General features: G+C 69.7%; 25 protein-coding genes. 19 read left to right on the top strand and 6 right to left on the bottom strand.

All coding sequences use genetic code 11. From position 1 onward, the window contains the following. The first annotated feature begins 20 nt into the window (after positions 1–20). From mlaD to FJ694_RS08605, 4 genes are all read left to right on the top strand, one after another. The gene (mlaD, locus tag FJ694_RS08620; protein WP_157266114.1) at positions 21–530 is read left to right on the top strand and encodes an outer membrane lipid asymmetry maintenance protein MlaD; all 510 of its coding nucleotides are present in this window, start codon (positions 21–23) and stop codon (positions 528–530) included. 52 nt (positions 531–582) lie between these two features. Next, the gene (locus FJ694_RS08615) at positions 583–1,458 is read left to right on the top strand and encodes an MlaA family lipoprotein (RefSeq protein WP_198320768.1); all 876 of its coding nucleotides are present in this window, start codon (positions 583–585) and stop codon (positions 1,456–1,458) included. A gap of 76 nt (positions 1,459–1,534) precedes the next feature. Then, positions 1,535–2,149, top strand: coding sequence for an MlaC/ttg2D family ABC transporter substrate-binding protein (locus FJ694_RS08610; protein ID WP_157266110.1), 615 nt, complete (start codon positions 1,535–1,537; stop codon positions 2,147–2,149). A 20-nt stretch (positions 2,150–2,169) separates the two neighbouring features. After that, positions 2,170–2,472 carry an STAS domain-containing protein gene (locus FJ694_RS08605; protein WP_157266108.1) on the top strand — a complete coding sequence of 101 codons (303 nt, stop codon included), beginning with the start codon at positions 2,170–2,172 and terminating at the stop codon, positions 2,470–2,472. Between the two features lie 138 nt (positions 2,473–2,610). On the opposite strand, the gene FJ694_RS08600 is transcribed toward FJ694_RS08605, so the two are convergent. Then, entirely contained in the window at positions 2,611–3,483 is an 873-nt protein-coding gene (locus FJ694_RS08600; RefSeq protein WP_157266106.1) for an SIS domain-containing protein, read from the bottom strand. Positions 3,484–3,535: 52 nt separating this feature from the next. Next, positions 3,536–5,011 (bottom strand): glucose-6-phosphate dehydrogenase, encoded by a 1,476-nt coding sequence (gene zwf / locus FJ694_RS08595; protein WP_157266104.1) that lies wholly within the window; start codon positions 5,009–5,011, stop codon positions 3,536–3,538. Between the two features lie 171 nt (positions 5,012–5,182). Between zwf and tal the strand changes: the two genes are divergently transcribed. From tal to FJ694_RS08580, 3 genes are read left to right on the top strand one after another with little or no spacing between them, the layout of a single operon-like run. Beyond that, positions 5,183–6,136, top strand: a complete 954-nt coding sequence (tal, locus tag FJ694_RS08590) for a transaldolase (protein WP_232539957.1) — start codon at positions 5,183–5,185, stop codon at positions 6,134–6,136. Then, on the top strand, positions 6,133–7,752 hold the full coding sequence (gene pgi, locus FJ694_RS08585; protein ID WP_232539956.1) for a glucose-6-phosphate isomerase: 1,620 nt from the start codon (positions 6,133–6,135) through the stop codon (positions 7,750–7,752). Before tal ends, pgi begins: the two co-directional genes overlap by 4 nt. After that, positions 7,749–8,375: an HAD family hydrolase gene (locus tag FJ694_RS08580; protein WP_157266100.1), complete on the top strand. Its 627-nt coding sequence runs from the start codon at positions 7,749–7,751 to the stop codon at positions 8,373–8,375. Before pgi ends, FJ694_RS08580 begins: the two co-directional genes overlap by 4 nt. A gap of 377 nt (positions 8,376–8,752) precedes the next feature. Here the strand turns inward: FJ694_RS08580 and FJ694_RS08575 are convergent, their stop codons facing one another. Genes FJ694_RS08575 through FJ694_RS08565 form a run of 3 tightly spaced genes read right to left on the bottom strand, consistent with a single transcriptional unit; the run spans position 8,753 to position 11,504 of the window. After that, positions 8,753–9,154, bottom strand: a complete 402-nt coding sequence (locus FJ694_RS08575; protein WP_157266098.1) for a hypothetical protein — start codon at positions 9,152–9,154, stop codon at positions 8,753–8,755. Between the two features lie 15 nt (positions 9,155–9,169). Further along, positions 9,170–10,264, bottom strand: coding sequence for a M14 family metallopeptidase (locus FJ694_RS08570; RefSeq protein ID WP_232539955.1), 1,095 nt, complete (start codon positions 10,262–10,264; stop codon positions 9,170–9,172). A 52-nt stretch (positions 10,265–10,316) separates the two neighbouring features. After that, positions 10,317–11,504, bottom strand: coding sequence for a M20 aminoacylase family protein (locus FJ694_RS08565; protein ID WP_157266096.1), 1,188 nt, complete (start codon positions 11,502–11,504; stop codon positions 10,317–10,319). A gap of 102 nt (positions 11,505–11,606) precedes the next feature. Here FJ694_RS08565 and FJ694_RS08560 point away from each other — a divergent pair, with 102 nt between their 5' ends. Both FJ694_RS08560 and FJ694_RS08555 read left to right on the top strand, forming a co-directional pair. Beyond that, complete coding sequence (locus FJ694_RS08560; RefSeq protein ID WP_157266094.1) at positions 11,607–13,691, top strand: molybdopterin-containing oxidoreductase family protein; 2,085 nt, start codon at positions 11,607–11,609, stop codon at positions 13,689–13,691. Positions 13,692–13,699: 8 nt separating this feature from the next. After that, positions 13,700–14,761, top strand: a complete 1,062-nt coding sequence (locus FJ694_RS08555; RefSeq protein ID WP_157266092.1) for an aminopeptidase — start codon at positions 13,700–13,702, stop codon at positions 14,759–14,761. A gap of 17 nt (positions 14,762–14,778) precedes the next feature. On the opposite strand, the gene FJ694_RS08550 is transcribed toward FJ694_RS08555, so the two are convergent. Continuing rightward, complete coding sequence (locus FJ694_RS08550) at positions 14,779–15,357, bottom strand: Uma2 family endonuclease (RefSeq protein ID WP_157266090.1); 579 nt, start codon at positions 15,355–15,357, stop codon at positions 14,779–14,781. A 104-nt stretch (positions 15,358–15,461) separates the two neighbouring features. Here FJ694_RS08550 and FJ694_RS08545 point away from each other — a divergent pair, with 104 nt between their 5' ends. From FJ694_RS08545 to hisA, 10 genes are all read left to right on the top strand, one after another. Further along, on the top strand, positions 15,462–16,406 hold the full coding sequence (locus FJ694_RS08545; RefSeq protein ID WP_157266088.1) for an ABC transporter ATP-binding protein: 945 nt from the start codon (positions 15,462–15,464) through the stop codon (positions 16,404–16,406). Beyond that, entirely contained in the window at positions 16,403–17,170 is a 768-nt protein-coding gene (locus FJ694_RS08540; RefSeq protein WP_157266086.1) for an ABC transporter permease, read from the top strand. Before FJ694_RS08545 ends, FJ694_RS08540 begins: the two co-directional genes overlap by 4 nt. Before the next feature lie 116 nt (positions 17,171–17,286). Next, entirely contained in the window at positions 17,287–17,556 is a 270-nt protein-coding gene (locus FJ694_RS08535; RefSeq protein WP_157266084.1) for a BolA family protein, read from the top strand. Between the two features lie 93 nt (positions 17,557–17,649). Then, complete coding sequence (gene murA, locus FJ694_RS08530; protein WP_157266082.1) at positions 17,650–18,933, top strand: UDP-N-acetylglucosamine 1-carboxyvinyltransferase; 1,284 nt, start codon at positions 17,650–17,652, stop codon at positions 18,931–18,933. A gap of 29 nt (positions 18,934–18,962) precedes the next feature. After that, on the top strand, positions 18,963–19,622 hold the full coding sequence (gene hisG, locus FJ694_RS08525; RefSeq protein WP_157266080.1) for an ATP phosphoribosyltransferase: 660 nt from the start codon (positions 18,963–18,965) through the stop codon (positions 19,620–19,622). 28 nt (positions 19,623–19,650) lie between these two features. Then, entirely contained in the window at positions 19,651–20,973 is a 1,323-nt protein-coding gene (gene hisD, locus FJ694_RS08520; RefSeq protein WP_157266078.1) for a histidinol dehydrogenase, read from the top strand. Next, on the top strand, positions 20,970–22,085 hold the full coding sequence (hisC, locus tag FJ694_RS08515) for a histidinol-phosphate transaminase (RefSeq protein WP_157266076.1): 1,116 nt from the start codon (positions 20,970–20,972) through the stop codon (positions 22,083–22,085). Before hisD ends, hisC begins: the two co-directional genes overlap by 4 nt. Further along, on the top strand, positions 22,085–22,687 hold the full coding sequence (gene hisB / locus FJ694_RS08510) for an imidazoleglycerol-phosphate dehydratase HisB (RefSeq protein ID WP_157266074.1): 603 nt from the start codon (positions 22,085–22,087) through the stop codon (positions 22,685–22,687). Before hisC ends, hisB begins: the two co-directional genes overlap by 1 nt. Before the next feature lies 1 nt (position 22,688). Further along, a complete protein-coding gene (hisH, locus tag FJ694_RS08505; protein ID WP_157266072.1) occupies positions 22,689–23,339 on the top strand; it encodes an imidazole glycerol phosphate synthase subunit HisH in 651 nt (216 codons plus the stop codon). A gap of 100 nt (positions 23,340–23,439) precedes the next feature. Further along, a complete protein-coding gene (hisA, locus tag FJ694_RS08500) occupies positions 23,440–24,192 on the top strand; it encodes a 1-(5-phosphoribosyl)-5-[(5-phosphoribosylamino)methylideneamino]imidazole-4-carboxamide isomerase (RefSeq protein ID WP_157266070.1) in 753 nt (250 codons plus the stop codon). Positions 24,193–24,213 lie beyond the last annotated feature (21 nt).

Raw genomic sequence — 24,213 nt, 5'->3', positions numbered from 1 at the left:
GAATCCAAGACAAGCATTCCATGGCAAAGAAAAGCATCGAGATCCTGGTGGGCGGCTTCGTGCTGCTGGGGCTGGCGGCGCTGCTGTTCCTGGCGCTCAAGGCCGCCAACCTGGCCACCTTCGGCGAGCGCGAGGCCTACACGCTACAGGCGCGCTTCGACAACATCGGCGGCCTCAAGCCGCGCGCGCCGGTGCGCAGCGCCGGCGTGACGGTGGGGCGGGTGACCTCGATCACGCTGGACCCCAAGACCTACCAGGGCCTGGTGGTGTTCCAGGTGTTCCAGGGCGTGCAGTTCCCGCGCGACTCCTCGGCCAAGATCCTGACCTCCGGCCTGCTGGGCGACCAGTACCTGGGCATCGAGCCCGGCGCCGAGGACGCCATGCTCGCCGCTGGCGCCACCATCACGCAGACGCAGTCGGCCGTGGTGCTGGAGAACCTGATCGGCCAGTTCCTCTTCAGCAGGGCTGCCGATGCCGGCGGCGGCACGGGCAACGGCAACGGCGGCGGTGCCCCGGCGGCCAAGCCCTGAATCGGGCATGCTGTTCCCGTGTCCCGCCACCGTCCCTGACAGGAGCCCCGCCATGAAGCACGCCGCTTCCCTGACGCTGGCCACCGTGCTGCTGAGCGGCAGCCTGGCGCAGGCGCAACCGTCCCCCGAAGCGGCCCCGCCGGCGGCTTCGGCGCCCACGTCGGCGCGGGGGCCGGGCCTGCGCTCGCCGGCCGACCCTTGGGAGGGCTTCAACCGCCCGATCTTCAGCTTCAACGAGGCGCTGGACCGCACGGTGCTGCAGCCCGTGGCCACGGCCTACCGCGACGTGGTGCCCTCGCCGGTGCGCACCGGGGTGGGCAACTTCATCGGCAATTTCGCCGACGCCTGGTCGGCCCTGAACCAGTTCCTGCAGGGCAAGGGCGAGGCGGGCATCTCGATGAGCTTCCGCGTGCTGGTCAACACCACCTTCGGGCTGCTGGGCCTGGTGGACTGGGCCACGCCGATGGGGCTGGAGCGCCAGAGCGAGGACTTCGGCCAGACGCTGGGCCGCTGGGGCGCCGGCTCCGGGCCCTACCTGGTGCTGCCGCTGCTGGGCGCATCCTCGCTGCGCGACACCGCCGGCCTCGCGCTGGACCTGCAGACCTCGCCCAGCGCCGTGCTGTTCGGCCCCACCGCGGACAAGGCGGCCGCCACGACCGTGCAGGTGGTGCACCGCCGCTCCGAACTGCTGGAGGCCGGCCGGGTCGTGGACGACATCGCGCTGGACAAGTACCAGTTCATCCGCGATGCCTACCTCACGCGCCGGCGCAGCCTCGTCTACGACGGCGATCCGCCCGAAGAGGCGAGCCCCGAGGACGAGGCCGACGCCGGCGCGGCCAGTGCCGGCACGCAGGATGCCCCAGGGAGCCTGAACCCCGTCGCGCCGCCGGCCTCGGCGCCGGCTCCGGCGCCCGCGCCGGCGCGGTGAACCGCAACCGCCCCTCGCGCGTTGGAACTTCGTGGCGCCGCACCGGCGCCGCGCCTCAACTGAAGGAACGAATTCCGTGATCCGAAAGCTCCTGAGCCTTTTCGCCTTCCTGGGCACCTTCCTGTTCGCCGGCGCGCTGCACGCGCAGGCCGTCGCGCCCGATGCCTTCGTGCGCCAGCTCTCCGACGAGGTGCTGCAGTCCATCAAGTCCGACCAGGCCGTGCAGGGCGGCGACGTGGGCCGCATCCGCGCCCTGGTGGACTCCAAGGTGCTGCCGCACGTGAACTTCCAGCGCATGACCGCCACCGTGGTGGGCCGCCCCTGGCGCACCGCCACGCCGCAGCAGCAGCAGCGGCTGCAGGAAGAGTTCAAGACGCTGCTGGTGCGCACCTACGCCGGCGCGCTCACGCAGGTCAAGAACCAGACCATCGCGCTCAAGCCCTTCCGCGGCAACGCCGCCGACCCCGAAGTCGTGGTGCGCACCGAGGTGCGCGGGGGCAACGAGCCGGTGCAGCTCGACTACCGCCTGGAGAAGGCCGGCGACGCCTGGAAGATCTACGACGTCAACGTCGCCGGCGTGTGGATGGTCGAGCAGTACAGGAGCAGCTTCGCGCAGGAGATCGCCGCCGGCGGCATCGACGGCCTGATCGCCCGTCTGGCCGAGCGCAACAAGTCCGGCGGCAAGGGCTGAGTGAACGAGTGAGCCACGCCATGTCCGCCGCGCCGCTGTCCCTGCCCGACACCCTGACCATGGCCACCGCCGCGCAGGCGCTGCGCGCGCTGGAGCCGGCGCTGCCCGGCGGCGCGCTGGCGCAGGTCGACGCCGCGGCGCTGCGCGACTTCGACACCGCCGCGCTGGCCGTGCTGCTGCAGCTGCGCCGCGGCGCGCAGGCCGCCGGCGGCGACCTGCGCATCGCCAACCCGCCGCCGGCCCTGGCCGAGCTGGCGCAGCTCTACGGCGTGGACGCCGCGCTGCCCGGGCTGGAGCCGCAGGCGGCGGCGGCTGCGGCCTGAACCGGAGGCGCCGGACCGCGTCCGGCGCCGTTCCGAGGCGCGCATCCCGTGCGCCCGGCCGCGGCAGCCGCCGCGGCATCGGCTGGCCCGTTCCGGGCCGTGCCTTCAACCTTTCTCCACTCCATCACCGGCAACTGCTCACGGCGCGTTGACATAGCGCCGGTTGCGCAGGTTCTTCTTGATCTCCTGCAGCATGGGCTGCAGCGTCTCGCTGCCCAGGCGCAGCGCCAGGCCGGTGGTGAGCACGTCGATGGCCAGCAGGTGCAGCAGCCGCGACACCATGGGGCTGTAGCGGTCGGCGTCCTCGGGATGGTCCACGGCCAGCAGGATCGGGTGCCCGCCGTTGCCGGCGAGCTGCGCCAGCGGCGTGGCGCTGGCGGTGAGCAGCACCAGCGTGGCGCCGCGCCGGCGCGCGATGTCGGCCACGTCGAGCAGGTCGCGGCTGCGGCCGGAGTTGCTGATGATCACGGCCACGTCGCCGCCCTGCAGCATGGTGGCGCTCATCACCTGCACGTGGCTGTCGAGCACGGCCGCGGCCGTCACGCCCAGTCGGAAGAACTTGTGTTGCGCGTCCTGCGCCACGATGCCGGAGTTGCCCACGCCGTAGAACTCGATGCGCCGCTGCGCGCGCGCGGCGGCCTCCAGCGCGTCGAGCGCGCGCTCGAAGGCCTGGGGCGCGGCCTGGTTGCGGAAGGCCAGCAGCGCGCCGACGGCGTTGTCCACCACCTTGACCAGCAGCTCGCCGGGCTTGTCCCCGGCGTCCACCGCGCGGTGCACGAAGGGCACGCCCTCGTTGACGCTGCCGGCGAGCTTGCGCTTGAAGTCGGCCAGGCCGCCGTAGCCCACGCTGCGGCAAAAGCGCACCACGGTCGGCTTGCTGACGCGGGCGCGCTCGGCCAGCACCGCCACCGGCTGCTCGGCAAAGGCGCGCGCGTCTTCCAGCAGCAGCTGGCCGACGCGCTGCTCGGCGGGCGAGAGCGCGGGCAGGCTGGCGCGGATGCGCTCGAGCATCGGGCTCTCCGTCATGGCGCCGACCCCGCGGCACGCGCTGCGCGCGGCGGCCTCATTGCTCCTCATCCCACATGAAGCCGTCGCGCGCCACCAGCGCGCTGGCCGCGGGCGGGCCCCAGCTGCCGGCGGCATAGGGGCGCGGGCCGCTGCCGTCCTGGGCCCAGGACTGCAGGATCGGCTCGACCCAGGCCCAGGCCTGCTCCTGCTCGTCGCTGCGCACGAACAGGTTGAGCCGCCCGGCGATGGCGTCGAGCAGCAGCCGCTCGTAGGCACCCACGCGCTGGTGCGGGAAGGCCTTGTCGAAGTCCAGGTCCAGCGACACGGGCGACAGCGCCTCGCTGCCGCTGCCCACGCCGCCCTTGGCCGCCATCAGGTGCAGTTCCAGCCCGTCCTCGGGTTGCAGCTTGATGACGAGCTTGTTGGGCTGTCCCGTGCCGCCGAAGATCGGGTGCGGCACCGGGCGGAAGTTGACGACGATGTGCGCGTCGCGGCCGCTCAGGCGCTTGCCGGTGCGCAGGTAGAAGGGCACGCCGGCCCAACGCCAGTTCTGCACCTCGGTGCGCAGCGCTACGAAGGTTTCGCATTGGCTGCCTGCGGGCACCTTCTCTTCCTCCAGGTAGCCGTGCACCGGCTTGCCGTCCACGCTGCCGGCGCGGTACTGGCCGCGCACCACGTCGCGCTGCACGCTCTGCGGCGTGAAGGGCTTCAGGCTCTTGAGCACCTTGAGCTTCTCGTCGCGGATGGCGAAGGCGTCGGCGGTGGGCGGCGGCTCCATGGCGATCATGGTCAGCAGCTGCAGCGCGTGGTTCTGGACCATGTCGCGCAGGGCGCCGGTGCGGTCGTAGAAGTCGCCGCGCGTGCCCACGCCCAGCGACTCGGCGATCGTGATCTGGATGTTGGCGATGCTCTCGCGCCGCCACAGCGGCTCGAACAGGGCATTGCCGAAGCGCAGCGCCGACAGGTTCTGCACCGAGGGCTTGCCGAGGTAATGGTCGATGCGGAAGGCCTGCGCCTCCCTGAACACCGAGCGCACCACGGCGTTGATCTCGCGCGCGCTCCTGAGGTCGTGTCCCAGGGGCTTCTCCAGCACCACGCGCACGCGCTCGCCGTTGAGGCCGACGGCGCCGAGCTGCTCGCAGATCACGGTGAACAGGTGCGGGCTGGTGGCCAGGTACAGCACCACGGTGTCGGCCGGGGCGCTGCGGCCTTCCTCGGCCCGAGGCTCGTCGAGCCAGCGTTTCAACTTGGCGTAGTCGCCGGGCTGCGACAGGTCCATCTGCATGTAGTGCAGCATCCGCCCGAATTCGGCGAACTCCGCGTCGCTGGGCCGCTTGGCCGGATCGACCTCGTCGAAGCGCTGGCGGATGAAGTCGCGGTAGTCGTCGTCGCTGCGCTCCTCGCGTGCCACGGCCAGGATGCGCCCGCCGCCCGGGAGCTTGCCGTGGCGAAAAGCCTGCAGCAGCGCCGGCATGAGCTTGCGCCAGGTCAGGTCGCCCGTGCCGCCGAAGAAGACCAGATCAAAGGACATCGTGAAAAACCTTCCGCTGTGATCGCACCGGTCATGTAACCGAGTTACATGGTTCATGATGCTAGAGTTTCTTACGAGGGTCAACGCGCACCGCCTTCCGCCCCGGGAGCCGGCACCGCGTCCCGGACCATGTGTGACCGCAGCGCAGGCCCAACCTGCAGGACTTCAGCCGTGAACCAACTCGAGCAACTCAAGCAGCACACCACCGTCGTCGCCGACACGGGCAATTTCAGGCAGCTGGCGCAGTTCGCGCCGCGCGACGCCACCACCAACCCGTCGCTGATCCTCAAGGCGGTGCAGCAAGCGGAGTACGCGCCGCTGCTGCAGGAGGTGGTGAAGGCGCATCCGCGCGTGCCGCTGGAACGCGTGGTGGACGAGGTGCTGGTGCGCTTCGGCCTGGAGATCCTGAAGGTCGTGCCCGGGCGCGTGAGCACCGAGGTCGATGCGCGGCTGAGCTTCGACACCGCCTGCACCATCGCGCGGGCGCACCATCTCATCGGCCTGTACGAGCGCGCCGGCGTGGGCCGGGACCGGGTGCTGATCAAGATCGCCGCCACCTGGGAAGGCATCCAGGCGGCCAAGGCGCTGGAGCACGAGGGCATCCACTGCAACCTGACGCTGCTGTTCTCCTTCTGCCAGGCCGTGGCCTGCGGCGACGCCGGCGTGACGCTGATCTCCCCCTTCGTCGGCCGCATCTACGACTGGTACAAGAAGCAGGCCGGCGCGTCCTGGGACGAGGCCGCCAACGCTGGCGTGAACGACCCCGGCGTCAAGAGCGTCACCGCGATCTACAACTACTACAAGCACTTCGACATCGAGACCGAGGTGATGGGCGCGAGCTTCCGCAACGCCGGGCAGATCCTGGCCCTGGCCGGCTGCGACCTGCTGACCATCAGCCCCGACCTGCTGGCCGCGCTGCAGGGCAGCGAGGGCCCGGTGCCGCGCCGCCTCGACCCGGCGGCGGCCAAGGCGATGGAGATCCACGCCCGCACCCTCAACGAGCCGGCCTTCCGCTACGCGCTCAACGACGACGCCATGGCCAGCGACAAGCTGGCCGAGGGCATCCGGGCCTTCGCGGCCGACGCCGCCAAGCTCGACCGCATGATCGAGGAGCTGCGCAAGTGAGCCGCGCCGCGCACGAAGACCGCCCCGCCGCCGCCTTCGTGCGCGGCGACCGCACCGTGGCCTGGAGCGGCCTGCGCGGCCACTGGCAGGCCCACGGCCGCGATCTGGACCTGCGCGACATCTTCGCCAGCGACCCGCAGCGCTTCGAGCGTTTCAGCGTCCAGGCGCCGGAAGTCTTCGCCGACCTGTCCAAGCAGCGCTGGGACGAGGCCACGAAGCGGCTGCTGCTGGAGCTGGCGCGCGAGGTGGGGCTGGAGGCGCGGCGCGACGCGCTCTTCGCCGGCGCGCCGGTCAACAGCACCGAGGGCCGCGCCGTGCTGCACACCGCGCTGCGCGCGCCGAAAGGGCAGGGCCCCTTCAGCGACGAGGTGCACGAGGTGCTGGAGCGCATGCTGGCCTACGCGGAAGGAGTGAGGGCGGCCGGCTTCACCGACGTGGTCAACATCGGCATCGGCGGCTCGGACCTGGGGCCGCTGATGGTGGTCAGGGCGCTGCAGCCCTACACGCAGCCGGGGCTGCGCAGCCACTTCGTCTCCAACGTGGACGGCCACGACATCGCGCCGCTGCTGGCGCAGCTGGACCCGGCCACGACGCTGTTCATCGTCGCCAGCAAGACGTTCACGACCCAGGAAACCATGGCCAACGCGCAGGTGGCGCGGGCCTGGTTCCTGGACAGCGGCGGCACCGACGTGGCCAAGCACTTCGCCGCCACGACCACCAACGTCAGCGCGGCGGCCGCCTTCGGCATCGACAAGACCTTTGGCTTCTGGGACTGGGTCGGCGGGCGCTACTCGCTGTGGAGCGCGATCGGGCTGCCGATCGCCATCGCCATCGGCGCGCAGGGATTCCGCGAGCTGCTGGCCGGCGCGCATGCCATGGACCGGCATTTCGCCACCGCGCCGCTGGAGGAGAACCTGCCCGCGCTGATGGGCCTGCTGGAGGTCTGGAACCGCGACTTCCACGGTTTCGCGAGCCGCTGCGTCGCGCCCTACCACCAGGGGCTGGCGCGGCTGCCGGCCTACCTGCAGCAGCTGGAGATGGAGTCCAACGGCAAGTGCGTGGATCTCGATGGCGAGCCCGTCCCCTTCGGCACCAGCCCGCTGGTCTGGGGCGAGCCCGGCACCAACGGCCAGCACGCCTTCTTCCAGATGCTGCACCAGGGCACGGACGTGATCCCCGTGGAGTTCATCGCCGTGCGCGAACCGGCGCATCCGCACGCGGACTTGCAGACGAAGTTGCTGGCGAACTGCCTGGCGCAGTCGCAGGCGCTGATGCTGGGCAAGACGGCGGAAGAGGCCATCGGCGAGAAGGCGCCGACCGCCTCGCCCGACCTGGACCGCGCCGTGCTGGCGCGGCACCGCAGCTTCCCCGGCAACCGGCCCAGCAGCACGCTGCTGCTGGAGCGGCTCACGCCGCGCAGCCTGGGCGCGCTGGTGGCGCTCTACGAGCACCGCGTCTTCACCAGCGGCGTGGTCTGGGGCATCAACCCCTACGACCAGTGGGGCGTGGAGCTGGGCAAGGCGCTGTGCAACGCGCTGCTGCCGCGCTTCGAGAGCGGTGACACATCAGGGCTGGACACCTCCACCGCCGGGCTGCTGCGAAAGCTCAGGGCATGACGTCGCCGCCGCGGGTGGTGATCTGGGACATCGGCGCGGTGCTGCTGCGCTGGCGCCCGGTGGCGCTGCTGCGCCAGGTGCTGCCGCGCCACGCCCCCGACGAGGACAGCGCCGTGGCCCTGGGCCGGCGCTTCTTCGTCGAGGGCGGGGACTGGCACGAGTTCGACCGCGGCGGGCTCGACGAGCCCGCGCTGGCGCGGCGCATCGCGCAGCGCACGGGGCTGAGCGAGGCCGAGGTGCTGGCCGTCGTGCACGCCGTGCCGGACGAGCTGCAGCCCATGGCGGAAAGCGTCGCGCTGCTGGAAGCGCTGCACCGGCAGCGAGTGAAACAGTTCTATTTCTCCAACATGCCGCTGCCCTATGCCGACCATATCGAGCAGCACCACGGCTTTTTCAGGATCTTCGACGGCGGGCTGTTTTCAGGGCGCGTGAAGCGGATGAAACCCGAGCGCGAGTTCTACGAACTGGCGCACGAGCGCTTCAAACTCGCCGGCACGAAACCCATCTTCATCGACGACCACCCGGCCAATGTGCAGGCGGCGCGGGAGTTTGGGTGGGAGGCGGTGTTGTTTGAGGGGGCGGGGCAGGTGAGGGGGAGGCTGGGGGAAATGGGTTTGGTTTGAAAGATTGGAGTCTGAAGTTTTCACGCTTCAATAAACATCAGCCGTAATCCAATCCGTCACTACTGCCACGTCGTCATCCCGCACCGGTGCACTGGCGTTCCGGAAAAATGAAGGGACGCCAGCCGAAAGCTGACACAGCACGCCCACCACTTCGTCATCCCCGCGCAGGCGGGGATCCAGGCGGTCCCCAAGCAGCCGGTGGCCGGTGAGTTGGCTCACCCAAGGTCAAAGCACGTTAGGCGCTGCACGCTGCCTGTCGGGCTGCTTGAGGGCCGCCTGGATTCCCGCCTTCGCGGGAATGACGGCGTAGTATGCGGGGCGCCTGTGCTAACGGGCTGACAGTCAATGCCGAATTTGATGAGCGGAAATGTATGGCGTCAACAAAATAAAGACTCCGAAAAATTCGCCTCGCCCTCGAAGCGGCACTCCAGCCCGGCAGCCGAGAGCTCCAGATGCGACTGGTTGGCAAAGGAAAGTTCGATCTGAATGGGCGCGCTGACGCTGCAGGGAAATGGGAGTTTCACGGCCCATGCGGTGCCGACGCGAATCCGGCCTTCCGAAATCCTTCCCATGAATCCTGACAAGGCGCCATCCGGCCATTGGGCGCCCGGCAGCAGGATCTCAACGCCCCGCGAGAATCCTTCCGTCGAGTTGCCGGCATCCGGTCGTTCAAGGAAAAGCACATGCGCCGCCGACAGCCGGATATGAATACCCGTGGCTACCGCCGTTACGGCTGCCACTTCACTGTCGGCGAACATCAAGGTGTGGCTGGCCGTCATGAATGACTCCGGGTGTCAGGCCGCCAATCCGTTCACGCTAGCCTTCACCGCCGCGCAAGCCTGCTCCACCAGCCCCTTTTTCCATTCCGGTGTGTCAATGAAGAATCCCCCAAACAACGCCTGCCGAATCCCTTCCGCCTGCGGCGTGCGCAGCGGCTTTTCCGGGTGGTTGTCCAGCCACTGATCCGCCCGCAGCACCTGCAGCAGATGCAGCGGTGGCACGGTGCCGAATTCCAGTCCGATGCCGGTGTATTCGGCCTGCGGGCATTCCTGCGGTATCACGGTCCACATCAGGCCGGTGAGCTCGGAGGAGCTGGAGGATTTGTCGTGCAGCACCGTCAATCCCGGCCACCAGGCGCGGGCCCGCGCCAGCTGATCGGCGTCGCGCGGGTCGCCGGCAAATATCGGCTCAGCCTGGCCGGCCGGGCCCAATCCCGTGTGCAGATCGACCCAGCCCAGTTTCAAGCAGCGCGTGGCGTGCTCGCGCAATACATGGCGCAGCGCCTGCTGGCTCCAGCTCGGGGCGTGGCCGCCGAAAAACAGGCCTTCCGGGTGCGAATACTGCCCGCCGCTCACCGCCTGCTGCAATGCCGCCAGGCCGGAGCGCTGCAATTCGGCCTGCAATTTCGCCTCGTTCTCGGGCGAGGGCGGCCAAGTGTTGGTGACCAGCAGCGGGTGCAGCGCGTCGTAGGCCGGATTCTCCGGCAGCGGCCGGTGAAAATCCTGGAAATTGCGGTTCAAATCGATGTTCTCGTGCGTCACGCGCCGGAACCACGACATGCCCCAGGGATTCAGCGCATGCATGAACAATATGGCCACGCCGGCATCGCGGGCCGAGGCCATGAATTCGGCGTCGCGCAGCAGCGCCACCTGCACGCCGGAGCCGGCATAACCCTCCACGCCGTGGCAGCCGCTGCTGACCAGGAGCAGTTTTTCGGCGTCCTTGGGCCCGCTGCGCGCCACGTCCAGCGCCAGCGTCTCGCCGTCCAGGCCCAGCAGCGGGTGGATTTCCGAGTGCACGTCCAGCCCGGCCGCGTCGGCCGCGGCCATGAATTTCTTGCGCGCCTCGGCGTAGCGGTGGGAGAAACCGTCCAGAACATCCATGTCCATGAAAGCCTCCCACCCCGCGGGGTCAGGTTGAAAACCGCGTCGTCCGGCCGGTCTAGCGATTGAGCCAGGCTTCGGCCACCCGCACCCACAGCGACGCGCCGATGGGCAGCAACTGGTCGTTGAAGTCGTAGCTCGGGTTGTGCAGCGTGCATGGCCCCAGGCCGTGGCCGCCGTCGCGGTGCGCACCGTCGCCGTTGCCGATCACGAAATAGCAGCCCGGCTTTTCCAGCAAGAAATAGCTGAAATCCTCGGCGCCCATCGTGGCCACGAATTCCTTGACGTTGTCCGCACCCAGGAGTTCCGTGCCGACGCGGCGGATGAAATGCGCCTCGGCATCGTGGTTCACGGTCGGCGGGTAATTGCGCTCGAACTCGAAATCGGCCTCCAGCTCGAAAGCCTCGGCGGTGGATTGCACGATGCGGCGCATGCGGTTCTCGATCAGGTCCAGCACGCCGGTGGTGAAGGTGCGCACCGTGCCCTGCATTTCGCAGCTTTCCGGGATGACGTTGGTCGCCTCGCCGGTGTGGATCATGGTCACCGAGATCACGGCGGTGTCCAGCGGGTGCTTGTTGCGTGTGACGATGGTCTGGAAGGCCTGCACCATCTGGCAGGCCGCCGGCACCGGGTCGGTGCCCATGTGCGGCATGGCGCCGTGACAGCCCTTGCCGCGGATGGTGACCTTGAACTCGTTGCTGGAGGCAAAGGCCGGCCCGGTCTTGACCGCGATCTGCCCGGCAGCCAGCCCCGGCCAGTTGTGCGCGCCGAAGATGGCTTCCATCGGGAAGCGCTCGAACAGGCCGTCGCGGATCATCTCGCGCGCCCCGCCGCCGCCTTCCTCCGCGGGCTGGAAGATCAGGTAGACGCTGCCGTCGAAGTTGCGGTGCTTCGCGAGGTACTGCGCCGCGCCCAGCAGCATGGCGGTGTGGCCGTCGTGGCCGCAGGCGTGCATCTTCCCGGGGTGCTTGCTGGCGTGCTCGAAGTGGTTGTGCTCCTGGATCGGCAGCGCGTCCATGTCGGCGCGGATGCCCACGCCGCGCCTGGAGCTGCCGTTGCGGATCACGCCCACCAGCCCGGTGCGGCCGATGTGGCGGTGCACCTCGATGCCCCAGGCCTCCAGCTGGCGCGCCACCAGGTCGGCGGTGCGTACCTCCTCGAAGCACAGCTCGGGGTGGGCGTGGATGTCCCGGCGCAGCCTGGCAATGTCGGCCGCTTCGGCCAGGATGGATTCGATCAACTGCATCTCAAGGGCTCCTGCATCGGACGGCGCCGACCTGTGACAAATCTTAGCCCCGCCCATCCCCCCGACGGGGTAGCCCCTGGGGGGCTGTGCAATAGTGCGGCGATGGATTCCCAGGCTCCGATTTCTCCGCTTTCGACCCCTGCCGGCACTGCGGCTTCTCCTGTGCGCCACGTCCACGGCGCCTGTCCGCATGACTGCCCCGACACCTGCGCGCTGCGCGTGAGCGTGCAGGACGGCATTGCCATCCGCGTGCAGGCCGACCCCGAGCACGAGCGCACCCTGGGCGCGCTGTGCGCCAAGGTCAGCCGCTACACCGAGCGCACCTACCACCCGGAGCGGCTGCTGCACCCGATGAAGCGCGTCGGCCCCAAGGGCAGCGGCCGCTTCCAGCGCATCTCCTGGGACGAGGCGCTGGACACCGTCGCGGCGAAGCTGAAGGCCATCGCGGCGCGCGACCCCGAGGCGATCCTGCCGTACAGCTACGCCGGCACCATGGGGCTGCTGCAGGGCGAGGCCATGGCCGGCCGCTTCTTCAACCGCCTGGGTGCCTCGCGGCTGGACCGCACCATCTGCGCTTCCGCCGGCGGCGCTGCGCTGGCCGCCACCTACGGCGGCAAGGTGGGCATGCAGGTGCAGTTCTTCGCCGAAAGCAAGCTGATCCTGATCTGGGGCAGCAACCCGATCACGTCGAGCGTGCACTTCTGGAACCTGGCGCAGCAGGCCAAGCGCGCCGGCGCCAAGCTCTGGTGCATCGACCCGCGCCGCACCGACAGTGCGGATAAATGCCACCGCCACCTCGCGCTGCGCCCCGGCACCGACGGCGCGCTGGCGCTGGCGCTGATGGGCGAGCTGATCCGTGGCGACGCGCTCGACCACGACTACATCCAGCGCCACGTCAGCGGCTTCGACAAGCTCAAGGCCAGGGCGCTGGAGTGGACGCCGGAGCGCGCGGCCGAGGTCTGCGGCGTGGACGCGGCGCTGATCCGCGAGCTGGCGCAGGACTACGCGACGGTGCAGCCGGCCGCGATCCGCCTGAACTACGGCATGCAGCGCGTGCGCGGCGGCGGCAATGCGGTGCGGCTGATCGCGCTGCTGCCGTGCCTCACCGGCGCCTGGCGGCACCGCGCCGGCGGGCTGCTGCTCTCGGCCTCGGGCTGGGCCGCGCAGGCGCGCAACGACGCGGCGCTGCAGCGTCCGGAGCTGCTGGCCGGGCGCAGCCCGCGCGTCATCAACATGAGCACCATCGGGCAGGACCTGCTGCGCGAGGCCGCGCCGGATTTCGGGCCGAAGGTGGAGGCGGTCGTCGTCTACAACAGCAACCCGGTGGCGGTGGCGCCGCAGTCGGCGCAGGTGGCGGCCGGTTTCCAGCGCGAGGACCTGTTCACCGTGGTGCTGGAGCAGTTCATGACCGACACCGCGGACCACGCCGACATCGTGCTGCCGGCCACGACGCAGCTGGAGCACCTGGACCTGCACTGCTCCTACGGCCACACCGACGTGCTCATCAACGAGCCGGCTGTTCAGCCCATGGGCGAGGCGCTGCCCAACACCGAGATCTTCCGGCGGCTGGCGGCACGCATGGGTTTCACGGACCCGTGCTTCGGCGACGACGACGAGGCGCTGGCGCGCGTGGCGCTCAAGGGCATTGACTTCGAGCAGCTGCGCGCGCGCGGCTGGGCGCGGCTGCCGGTGGCGGATGCGCCCTTTGCCGAGGGCGGCTTCCCGACGCCGGACGGCAAGGTGGTGGTCGATGCGCCGGGGCTGGGCGTGCCGGACTTCGTGCCCAACCACGAGAGCCCGCAGATGACGCCGGAACTCGCCGCGCGCTACCCGCTGGCGATGATCTCGCCGCCGGCGCGCAACTTCCTGAACTCGACCTTCGTGAACGTGAAGAGCCTGCGCGACATCGGGGGCGAGCCGCTGCTGGAGATCGCCCCGCAGGACGCGATGGCGCGCGGGGTGGTGGACGGTGCCGTGGTGCGCGTCTTCAACGACCGCGGCGAGGTGAAGCTGCGCGCGCGCGTGAGCACGCGGGCGCGGCCGGGCGTGGTCAACGGGCTCGGGATCTGGTGGCGCAAGCTGGGGCTGGACGGGCGCAACGTCAACGAGCTCACGCACCAGCGGCTCACGGACCTGGGCGGCGGGCCGTCGTTCTACGACTGCCTGGTGGAGGTGGCGCCGGCGTGAGCCGCGGCGTGCCACGCACCCTGCGCGCCCTGGCGCTGGCCGCGCTGCTGCCCTGGCTGGGCGGCTGCGGCACGGTCGGCTACTACGCGCAGTCGCTGCACGGCCATTTCAGCCTGCTGGCCAGCGCGCGGCCGGTCCAGGACTGGGTCCGGGACGCCACCACGCCGCCGGAGCTGCGTGCGCGGCTGCAGCTGAGCCAGGCGATGCGCGAGTTCGCCGTGGCCGAGCTGAAGCTGCCCGACAACGCCAGCTACCGCCGCTATGCCGACCTGCAGCGCGACGCCGCGGTGTGGAACGTGGTGGCGGCGCCGGAGCTGTCGCTGCAGCTGAAGACCTGGTGCTTCCCGGTGCTGGGCTGCGTGGGCTACCGCGGCTATTTCAGCCGCGACGACGCGCGCGCGCTGGGCGACGAGCTCAAGGGTGAAGGCTGGGAAGTGCTGGTCTACGGCGTGCCCGCCTACTCGACGCTGGGCTGGAGCAACTGGCTCGGCGGCGACCCGCTGCTCAACACCTTTGCCCTGGGCCCGGAGACCGAGCTGGCGCGGCTGCTGTTCCACGAGCTGGCGCACCAGGAGGCGTACGCGGACGACGACACCGCCTTCAACGAGTCCTATGCCACGGCGGTGGAGCGCCTGGGGCTGGAGCGCTGGCTGCAGCACCGCGGTGACGCGGCGCTGCGCGCCGAGCACGAGCGCATCGAGGCGCGGCGGGTCCAGTTCCGGGCGCTGACGCGCGGGCTGCGCGCGAAGCTGGACGCGCTCTACCGCGGCGACGCCCCGGCCGAGGACAAGCGTGCGCAGAAGGCGGCGCTGATGGCCGAGTTCCGCCGCGACTACGAGGCGCTGAAAGCACGCGAGTGGGGCGGCGACGGCGCCTACGACGGCTGGGTCGGCCGCGCCAACAACGCCGCGCTGGCAGTGCAGGGCGCCTACGGCGACCTGGTGCCCGACTTCATCCGGCTGTTCGAGCGCGAGGGCCGCGACTGGGCCCGCTTCCACGCCGAGGTGCGGCGGCTGGCGAAGCTGCCGAAGGCGGAGCGGAGGAAGGTGCTGGAGGGGGCGGGGGGTTGAGGGAGGACTGCCGGGCATCACGCCCGCTGGAAAACTTCCCCGGGCAGCAATTGCAGCCCCATGACACCCAGGGCGACTGCCTCGCCTTCAGCCACTGGCTGAGCCTGCCAGCCGTTGGCGCGGGTGAAAAGCTCGATGCTGCGCCGGTCGGGCGAGACCAGCACGTAAGCCTGCAGGCTGGGAATCTTGCGGTAGGCCTCGAACTTCTCGCCTCGGTCGAAGGTTTCGGTGCCGGGAGACAGTACTTCCACCACCACGCAGGGTTCGGACACGCCGTCGTCGCGGGCCAGGTCGTTCGGGCTGCAGGTGACCAGCACGTCCGGATAGAAGTACGCGCTGCGGTCGGCCAGGTTCAGCCGCACGTCGGCCATCAGCACCTGGCAGGGCCGGCCGCGCAACTGGTTGAGCAGGCTGACCGAGATGTCCATGGACACGGCGTTGTGGCGGATGGTGCCTCCAGCCATGGCCTGCGGGCCGTGGCCTTGCCAAGCGTAGATGGCGCCGTCCAGGTACTCGTGCTTGGTGCTGGCCTGCGTTTCCAGCGCCAGGTACTCGTCGGGCGTGATGTAAGCCAGGCTCTTCTGCGGCAATCCCATGGGCGGCTCCGGTGATCGTCGGTCTGCCTGCGATTGTGGCCGTCGCGGACGGTCCGGCCTCATGCACCGGCTGTCTTCCACCCCCTCCCTACAATCCCGCCCCTATGCCAGCCGTCAGCTTCCAGCAGGTCAGCAAGACCTATCAGACCGCGCGCGGGGACTTCCGCGCCCTCGACGACGTCAGCTTTGACATCGGCCGCGGCGAGTTCTTCGGGCTGCTCGGCCCCAACGGCGCGGGCAAGACCACGCTGATCAGCATCCTCGCGGGCCTGAACCGCGCCAGCGGCGGGCGCGTCGCGGTGCTGGGGCATGACGTCGTCAACGACTACGCCCAGGCGCGCAAGCAGCTGGGCATCGTGCCGCAGGAGCTGGTGTTCGACCCCTTCTTCAGCGTGCGCGAGACGCTGCGCATCCAGAGCGGCTATTTCGGCGTGAAGAACAACGAGGCCTGGATCGACGAGCTGCTCTCCGAGCTGGGCCTGGCCGACAAGGCCGGCGCCAACATGCGCCAGCTCTCCGGCGGCATGAAGCGCCGCGTGCTGGTGGCGCAGGCGCTGGTGCATCGCCCGCCGGTGATCGTGCTCGACGAGCCCACCGCCGGCGTGGACGTGGAGCTGCGCCAGACGCTGTGGCAGTTCGTCGCCAAGCTCAACCGCCAGGGCCACACCGTGCTGCTGACCACGCACTACCTCGAAGAGGCCGAGGCGCTGTGCCACCGCATCGCCATGCTCAAGCGCGGGCGCATCGTGGCGCTGGACCGCACCTCCAACCTGCTGGCCGGCACCGCCAGCACCATGCTGCGCTTCAAGACCGACGACGCGCTGCCGGCCGGGCTGATGCCGCAGGCCCGCATCACCGGCCGCATCGTGCAGCTCAAGGCGCACGACGCCGCCGAGGTCGAGACGCTGCTGGCCGCGCTGCGCCAGAGCGGCGTGCGCGTGGAGGAGCTGGAGATCGGCCGCGCCGACCTGGAGGACGTGTTCATCGAGATCATGCAGGGTGCCGAGGAAGCGGCTTCCAGCCGCGCTGCCCAGGGAGCCACGGCATGAGCGCCATCTTTGAAGGCGCCGGCACCCTGTTCCGCAAGGAGGTGCTGCGCTTCTACAAGGTCAGCTTCCAGACCGTCGCGGCCCCCGTGCTGACCGCCGTGCTGTACTTATTGATCTTCGGCCACGTGCTGGAGGAGCACGTGCAGGTCTATCCGGGCGTGGCCTATACGAGCTTCCTGATCCCGGGGCTGGTGATGATGAGCGTGCTGCAGAACGCCTTCGCCAACAGCTCCAGCTCGCTGATCCAGAGCAAGATCACCGGCAACCTGGTGTTCCTGCTGGTCACGCCCCTGTCGCACTGGGCCTGGTTCGCCGCCTACGTGGGCGCGGCCATGGTGCGCGGGCTGCTGGTGGGGCTGGGGGTGTTCGCGGTGACCTACTGGTTCGCGCCCATGCGGCTGGAGGCGCCGGGGTGGATCGTGGTGTTCGCGGTGCTGGGCGCGGGGATGCTGGGGGCGCTGGGCCTGATCGCCGGGCTGTGGGCCGAAAAATTCGACCAGATGGCCGCGTTCCAGAACTTCATCATCATGCCGATGACGTTCCTCTCCGGCGTCTTCTACTCGGTGCATTCGCTGCCCGGCTTCTGGCAGGGCGTGAGCCACCTGAACCCCTTCTTCTACATGATCGACGGCTTCCGCCACGGCTTCTTCGGCGTGGGCGACACCTCGCCGTGGATCAGCCTGGTCGTGGTCGGCGCCAGCTTCGCCGTCGTCGCCGCGGTGGCGCTGCAGCTGCTGCGCAGCGGGTACAAGCTGCGGCATTGAGGCGTTTTTCGCGCCATTCGCTGGCCGCCGCGCAAGGACTTGGTTACGGGTCGAAGCCTGCTGGATGGCCCAGCGAGCCGGGGATGGACGGCGCGCACCGGTAGAATCGCGCCACCATGGCCGATCCCACCCCTGACGACGTTCGCAGCTACATCGCCGCCGGCCTTGAGTGCACGCACCTGGCGGTTGAAGGCGACGGGCGGCATTTCTTCGCCACCATCGTCTCGCCCGAGTTCGACGGCAAGCTGCGCGTGGCGCGCCACCAGCGCGTGTATGCCGCGCTGGGCGACCGCATGCGCGAGCAGATCCACGCGCTGTCGATGAAGACCCTCACGCCCGCCGAGTGGGCCGCGCAGCAGCAGCCTTCCGCCGACCACCACCACTGACGCCTTTCGCGGCCTCGTCGCCGCGGTGGGCGCGCGCGGCGAGCGCGAGGCCCGTTGTGCCGCCGCTGCCGAGCCGCCTGCCAGCCCTTCCCAATGGACCAACTCCTGATCCGCGGCGGCCGCTCCCTGCAGGGCGAGATCGTCATCTCCGGCGCCAAGAACGCGGCGCTGCCCGAGCTGTGCGCGGCGCTGCTCACCCCTGACCCCGTGCGGCTGGCCAACGTGCCGCGCCTGCGCGACGTGGGCACCACGCTGGCGCTACTGCGCAACATGGGTGTGGCGGCCGACTGGCGCGCCGAGCGCGGCGCGGCCGGCGGCGACGAGGTGCTGATCGATGCCGGCCGCGCGATCGAGCCGGTGGCGCCCTACGAGCTGGTCAAGACCATGCGCGCCTCGATCCTGGTGCTGGGGCCGCTGCTGGCGCGCTTCGGCCGGGCGACGGTGTCGCTGCCCGGCGGCTGCGCCATCGGCTCACGCCCGGTGGATCAGCACATCAAGGGACTGCAGGCCATGGGCGCGCAGATCACGGTGGAGCACGGCAACATCGTCGCCACCACCGACGGCAGGTTGCGCGGCGCGCGCATCACCACCGACATGGTCACCGTCACCGGCACCGAGAACCTGCTCATGGCCGCCACGCTGGCCGTCGGCGAGACGGTGCTGGAGAACGCGGCGCAGGAGCCCGAGGTCGTCGATCTCGCCGAGATGCTGATCGCCATGGGCGCGCGCATCGAGGGCCATGGCACCAGCCGCATCCGCATCCAGGGCGTGGAACGGCTGCACGCGCCGCGCGAGCCGCACCGCATCGTTCCCGACCGCATCGAGACCGGCACCTTCATCTGCGCCGTGGCCGCCACCGGCGGCGACGTGCTGCTGAAGAACACGCGGCCGGACCACCTCGACGCCGTGCTCGACAAGCTGCGCGAGGCCGGCGTGCGCATCGACTGCGGCGCGGACACGATCCGCGTGCGCGCCGACGGCCGGCTCAAGGCGGTGAGCTTCCGCACCAGCGAGTACCCGGCGTTCCCGACCGACATGCAGGCGCAACTGATGGCGCTGGACTGCATTGCCGAGGGTGCCGCGAAGGTGACGGAAACCATCTTCGAGAACCGCTTCATGCACGTGAACGAGCTGCTGCGGCTGGGCGCCAACATCGAGGTCGAGGGCCACACCGCGCTGGTGCAGGGCGTGGCGCAGCTCTCCGGCGCCACCGTCATGGCCACCGACCTGCGCGCCTCGGCCAGCCTCGTCATTGCCGGGCTGGTGGCACAGGGGCTCACGCGCGTGGACCGCATCTACCACCTCGACCGCGGCTACGACCGCATGGAAGAGAAGCTGCGCGGCGTCGGCGCCGACATCGAGCGCGTCAAGGCCTGAGCCCGCGAGCCAGAGTAGTTAAGTTAGCCATGAACGAGACCATCACCCTGGCGCTGTCCAAGGGCCGCATCTTCGAAGAGACCCTGCCGCTGCTGCGCGCCGCGGGCATCGAGGTCGGCGAGGACCCGGAGAAGTCGCGCAAGCTGATCCTGCCCACGAACCGCCCCGAGGTGCGCGTGGTGCTGGTGCGCGCCACCGACGTGCCGACCTACGTGCAGTACGGCGGCGCGGACCTGGGCGTGGCCGGTCTGGACGTGCTGCTGGAGCATGCCGGCGGCGACGGCGCCGCGGGCCTGTACCAGCCGCTGGACCTGCGCATCGCCTGCTGCCGCATGAGCGTGGCGGTGCGCGCGGACTTCGACTACGCCGCCGCCGTGCAGCAGGGCTCACGCATCCGCGTGGCCACCAAGTACACCCACATCGCGCGCCAGCACTTCGCCGACAAGGGCGTGCACGTGGACCTGATCAAGCTCTACGGCTCGATGGAGCTGGCGCCGCTGACCGGGCTGGCCGACGCCATCGTGGACCTGGTGTCCACCGGCTCCACGCTGCGCGCCAACAACCTCGTGGAGGTCGAGCACATCATGCCGATCTCCTCGCGCCTGGTCGTGAACCAGGCAGCCTTGAAGCTCAAGCGCGCCGCGCTGCGGCCGCTCATCGACGCCTTTGCCGGCGCCATTCCCGCCTGATCCTTCCTTCGCCCACCCCGCCGTTCCCATGAGCCTGCAGCTGCGCCACCTCAGCACCGCCGACGCGGATTTCGAAACGGCCTTCCAGCGCGTGCTGCACTGGTCGGCCGAAACCGATGCCGCGATCGAGCACCGGGTGGCGGAGATCGTCGAGGCCGTGCGCAGTCGCGGCGACGCCGCGGTGCTGGAGTTCACGGCCCGCTTCGACGGCGTGCAGGCCGACAGCGTGTCGGCGCTGGAGCTTGGGCGCGAGGAACTGAAGGCCGCGTTCGACGCCATCACGCCGGCCCAGCGGGAAGCGCTGGAGTTCGCCGCGCAGCGCGTGCGCTCGTATCACGAGCGCCAGCTGGAGGCCAGCGGCAAGAGCTGGAGCTACCGCGACGAGGACGGCACGCTGCTGGGCCAGAAGGTCACGCCGCTGGACCGCGTGGGCATCTACGTGCCCGGCGGCAAGGCGGCGTACCCGTCGAGCGTGCTGATGAATGCCATTCCCGCGCACGTCGCGGGCGTGCCCGAGATCGTCATGGTGGTGCCGACGCCGCGCGGGGAGAAGAACGCGCTGGTGCTGGCCGCGGCCTATGTCGCCGGCGTGCACCGGGCCTTCACCGTGGGCGGCGCGCAGGCCGTGGCGGCGCTGGCTTACGGCACCGCGACCATCCCGCGCGTGGACAAGATCACCGGCCCGGGCAATGCCTACGTCGCCAGCGCCAAGCGCCGCGTCTTCGGTCAGGTGGGCATCGACATGATCGCGGGGCCGAGCGAAATCCTGGTGCTGGCCGACGGCAGCACGCCGGCGGACTGGGTGGCGATGGACCTGTTCAGCCAGGCCGAGCACGACGAGCTGGCGCAGAGCATCCTGCTGAGCCCGGATGCGGGCTACATCGCGCAGGTGCGCGCGGCCATCGAGCGGCTGCTGCCGGGCATGCCGCGCGCCGACGTGATCCGCGCCTCGCTGGAAGGGCGCGGCGCGCTGATCCTCACGCGCTCGATGGAAGAGGCCTGCGAGATCAGCAACCGCATTGCGCCGGAGCACCTGGAGGTCAGCTCCAGCGAGCCGCACCGCTGGGAGCCGCTGCTGTGCCATGCCGGCGCGATCTTCCTGGGCGCCTACACGAGCGAGAGCCTGGGCGACTACTGCGCGGGCCCCAACCACGTGCTGCCCACTTCGGGCACGGCGCGCTTTTCCTCGCCGCTGGGCACCTACGACTTCCAGAAGCGCAGCAGCCTGATCGAGGTCAGCGAGCAGGGCGCGCAGCAGCTCGGCCGCATCGCCGCCGAGCTGGCTTACGGCGAGGGCTTGCAGGCGCATGCGCAGGCGGCCGAGTTCCGGCTCAGGAAGGACGCGCAATGAACAGCAGCAGCAACAGCAACAGCAGCCCCTCGTTGCAGGCGCGCATGCAGCGCGTGATCCGCCAGGACGTGCAGTCCATGCACGCCTACGCCATCCAGGACAGCCGCGGGCTCGTGAAGCTCGACGCGATGGAGAACCCGTTCAGCCTGCCTGCCGAGCTGCAGGCGGCGCTGGGCGAGCGGCTGGGCCGGGTGGCGATCAACCGCTATCCGACCTCGTGCGTGGGCGACGTGATCGCGGCGCTGTCGAAGTACGTCGAGCTGCCCGAAGGCTGCGCGCTGATGCTGGGCAACGGGTCCGATGAACTGATCTCGCTGCTGGCGCTGGCCTGCGACCGGCCCGGCGCGAAGATCCTGGCGCCGCTGCCGGGCTTCGTGATGTACGAGATGTCCGCGAAGCTGCAGGGCCTGCAGTTCGTGGGCGTGCCGCTGACGGCCGAGTTCGAGCTGGACGAGGCGGCGATGCTGGCTGCGATCGAGGAGCACCGGCCGGCCATCACCTACATCGCCTATCCGAACAACCCGACCGCCAACCTCTTCGACGACGCCGCCGTGCAGCGCATCGTCGAGGCCGTGGGCGCGCAGGGCAGCGGCCTGGTCGTGTTCGACGAGGCTTATCAACCGTTCTCGTCGCGCAGCTGGCTGCAGCGCATGGCCCAGCACGAGCACGTGCTGGTGATGCGCACGCTGTCGAAGTTCGGCCTGGCCGGCGTGCGGCTGGGCTACATGGCCGGCGCCGCGGCGCTGGTGCACGAGATCGACAAGGTGCGCCCGCCCTACAACATCAGCGCGCTCAATGCCGAGGCCACGCTGTTCGCGCTGGAGCATGCCGACGAGTTCGCGCGCCAGGCGGCGGTGCTGCGCGAGCAGCGCTCACAGCTGTTGCAGCAGCTCCGGGATTTGCCCGGGGCGCATCCCTATCCCAGCGAAGCCAACATGATCCTGGTGCGCGTGCCCGACGCGAAGCAGGCTTTCGAAGGCATGAAATCCCGCGGCGTGCTGGTGAAGAACGTGTCGGCGCTGCACCCGCTGCTGGGCAACTGCCTGCGGCTGACGGTGGGCACGCCCGACGAGAACCGATTGATGATCGACGCCCTGAAAGCGAGCCTGTGATGTCGTCCCGTGAACCCCGTATCGCCGAAGTCCGGCGCGATACCAAGGAAACGCAGATCCGCGTGCGGATCAACCTCGACGGCAGCGGACAGGCGAAGCTGGCCACCGGCATCGGCTTCTTCGACCACATGCTCGACCAGATCGCGCGCCACGGGCTGGTCGATCTGGAAGTCGAGTGCACGGGCGACCTGCACATCGACGGCCACCACACCGTGGAAGACGTGGGCATCACGCTGGGCCAGGCCGTGGCCAAGGCCGTGGGCGACAAGAAGGGCCTGACGCGCTACGGCCACAGCTACGTGCCGCTGGACGAGGCACTGTCGCGCGTGGTGGTGGATTTTTCAGGCCGCCCCGGGCTGCACATGGATGTCGAGTTCACCCGGGCGATGATCGGCGCGCTGGACACGCAGCTGGTGTTCGAGTTCTTCCAGGGTTTCGTGAACTATGCACTGGTGAGCCTGCACGTCGACAACCTCAAGGGCGTCAATGCGCACCACCAGTGCGAGACCATCTTCAAGGCTTTCGGGCGCGCGCTGCGCATGGCATGGACCGTGGACGAGCGTGCCGCCGACGTGATTCCTTCCACCAAAGGGTGTTTGTGAGATGAGTGGACGCACCGTCGCGGTGGTCGATTACGGCATGGGCAACCTGCGCTCGGTGTCGCAGGCCGTGCTGCACGTGGCCCAGGGCTCGGGCCTGGAAGTCGTCATCACCTCGCGCCCCGAGGACGTGCGCGCCGCCGAGCGCGTGGTGCTGCCGGGGCAGGGCGCCATGCGCGACTGCATGCGCGAGTTGGCCGAGTCGGGCCTGCGCGAGGCCGTGCTCGAAGCGGCCGCCAGCAAGCCGCTCATGGGCGTGTGCGTGGGCATGCAGATGCTGCTCGACCACAGCGAGGAGCAGGACACGCCGGGGCTGGGGCTGATCCCGGGCCGCGTGCGCCGCTTCCAGCTCGAAGGCCGGCTGCAGCCCGACGGCAGCCGCTTCAAGGTGCCGCACATGGGCTGGAACCGCGTGCGCCAGACCCAGCCGCATGCGCTGTGGCAGGGCGTGCCCGACGACGCGTTCTTCTATTTCGTGCACAGCTATTACGCCGTGCCCGAAAGCGCCGCGCACAGTGCCGGAGAAAGCGACTACGGCACTGGCTTCACTTGCGTGGTGGCGAGGGATAACATTTTTGCCTCCCAGTTCCACCCGGAAAAAAGCGCCGACCACGGTCTCGCGCTGTACCGCAACTTCCTGCACTGGAAGCCCTGAGCCTTCGCCAGCCGCGAACCTGAAATCCCGAAGCGCCGAATACTTCTTACGGACATTCGGCCGCTTCATTCCACCAACCCACTGATTGCTCCGCCGAGCCATGCTTCTCATACCGGCCATCGACCTCAAGGACGGCAAATGCGTGCGTCTGCAACAAGGCGACATGAACGCGTCCACCACTTTCGGCGAGGACCCGGCCGCCATGGCGCGGCGCTGGGTGGATGCCGGCGCACGCCGGCTGCACCTGGTGGACCTCAACGGCGCCTTTGCCGGCAAGCCCGTCAATGAGCCGGCCATCAAGGCGATCCTCGCCGAGGTGGGCGACGAGATCCCGGTGCAGCTGGGCGGCGGCATCCGCGACCTCGACACCATCGAGCGCTACCTCGACGACGGCCTGAGCTACGTCATCATCGGCACCGCCGCGGTCAAGAACCCGGGCTTCCTGCGCGACGCGTGCACCGCCTTCGGCGGCCACATCATCGTCGGCCTCGACGCCAAGGACGGCAAGGTCGCCACCGACGGCTGGAGCAAGCTCACCGGCCACGAGGTGGTGGACCTGGCGCGCAAGTTCGAGGACTACGGCGTCGAGGGCGTGATCTACACCGACATCGGCCGCGACGGCATGCTCACCGGCATCAACATCGACGCCACCGTGAAGCTGGCGCAGGCGCTGTCCATTCCCGTGATCGCGTCGGGCGGCCTGTCCGACATCACCGACATCGAGAAGCTCTGCGCGGTGTACGCCGAGGGCGTCGAGGGCGTGATCTGCGGCCGCTCGATCTACACCGGCGCGCTCGACTTCGCGGCCGCGCAGGCGCGCGCCGACGAGCTGCTCGAAAGCGTCGTGCGCTGAACCCCAGGGCGTTGAAGGATC

This window comes from Azohydromonas aeria (assembly GCF_009760915.1).
Lineage (GTDB): Bacteria > Pseudomonadota > Gammaproteobacteria > Burkholderiales > Burkholderiaceae_C > Azohydromonas > Azohydromonas aeria.
The sequence above is the reverse complement of the archived record's forward strand: the minus strand, read 5'-3'. Positions and strand labels throughout refer to the sequence as shown.

Excerpts from the sequence above, each read along its gene's own strand:
- mlaD (WP_157266114.1), top strand. The coding sequence starts at position 21 with ATGGCAAAGAAAAGCATCGAGATCCTGGTGGGCGGCTTCGTGCTGCTG.
- FJ694_RS08615 (WP_198320768.1), top strand. The coding sequence starts at position 583 with ATGAAGCACGCCGCTTCCCTGACGCTGGCCACCGTGCTGCTGAGCGGC.
- FJ694_RS08605 (WP_157266108.1), top strand. The coding sequence starts at position 2,170 with ATGTCCGCCGCGCCGCTGTCCCTGCCCGACACCCTGACCATGGCCACC.
- FJ694_RS08600 (WP_157266106.1), bottom strand. The coding sequence starts at position 3,483 with ATGCTCGAGCGCATCCGCGCCAGCCTGCCCGCGCTCTCGCCCGCCGAG.
- zwf (WP_157266104.1), bottom strand. The coding sequence starts at position 5,011 with ATGTCCTTTGATCTGGTCTTCTTCGGCGGCACGGGCGACCTGACCTGG.
- FJ694_RS08580 (WP_157266100.1), top strand. The coding sequence starts at position 7,749 with ATGACGTCGCCGCCGCGGGTGGTGATCTGGGACATCGGCGCGGTGCTG.
- FJ694_RS08575 (WP_157266098.1), bottom strand. The coding sequence starts at position 9,154 with ATGACGGCCAGCCACACCTTGATGTTCGCCGACAGTGAAGTGGCAGCC.
- FJ694_RS08570 (WP_232539955.1), bottom strand. The coding sequence starts at position 10,264 with ATGGACATGGATGTTCTGGACGGTTTCTCCCACCGCTACGCCGAGGCG.
- FJ694_RS08565 (WP_157266096.1), bottom strand. The coding sequence starts at position 11,504 with ATGCAGTTGATCGAATCCATCCTGGCCGAAGCGGCCGACATTGCCAGG.
- FJ694_RS08560 (WP_157266094.1), top strand. The coding sequence starts at position 11,607 with ATGGATTCCCAGGCTCCGATTTCTCCGCTTTCGACCCCTGCCGGCACT.
- FJ694_RS08550 (WP_157266090.1), bottom strand. The coding sequence starts at position 15,357 with ATGGGATTGCCGCAGAAGAGCCTGGCTTACATCACGCCCGACGAGTAC.
- FJ694_RS08545 (WP_157266088.1), top strand. The coding sequence starts at position 15,462 with ATGCCAGCCGTCAGCTTCCAGCAGGTCAGCAAGACCTATCAGACCGCG.
- FJ694_RS08540 (WP_157266086.1), top strand. The coding sequence starts at position 16,403 with ATGAGCGCCATCTTTGAAGGCGCCGGCACCCTGTTCCGCAAGGAGGTG.
- FJ694_RS08535 (WP_157266084.1), top strand. The coding sequence starts at position 17,287 with ATGGCCGATCCCACCCCTGACGACGTTCGCAGCTACATCGCCGCCGGC.
- murA (WP_157266082.1), top strand. The coding sequence starts at position 17,650 with ATGGACCAACTCCTGATCCGCGGCGGCCGCTCCCTGCAGGGCGAGATC.
- hisG (WP_157266080.1), top strand. The coding sequence starts at position 18,963 with ATGAACGAGACCATCACCCTGGCGCTGTCCAAGGGCCGCATCTTCGAA.
- hisD (WP_157266078.1), top strand. The coding sequence starts at position 19,651 with ATGAGCCTGCAGCTGCGCCACCTCAGCACCGCCGACGCGGATTTCGAA.
- hisC (WP_157266076.1), top strand. The coding sequence starts at position 20,970 with ATGAACAGCAGCAGCAACAGCAACAGCAGCCCCTCGTTGCAGGCGCGC.
- hisB (WP_157266074.1), top strand. The coding sequence starts at position 22,085 with ATGTCGTCCCGTGAACCCCGTATCGCCGAAGTCCGGCGCGATACCAAG.
- hisH (WP_157266072.1), top strand. The coding sequence starts at position 22,689 with ATGAGTGGACGCACCGTCGCGGTGGTCGATTACGGCATGGGCAACCTG.
- hisA (WP_157266070.1), top strand. The coding sequence starts at position 23,440 with ATGCTTCTCATACCGGCCATCGACCTCAAGGACGGCAAATGCGTGCGT.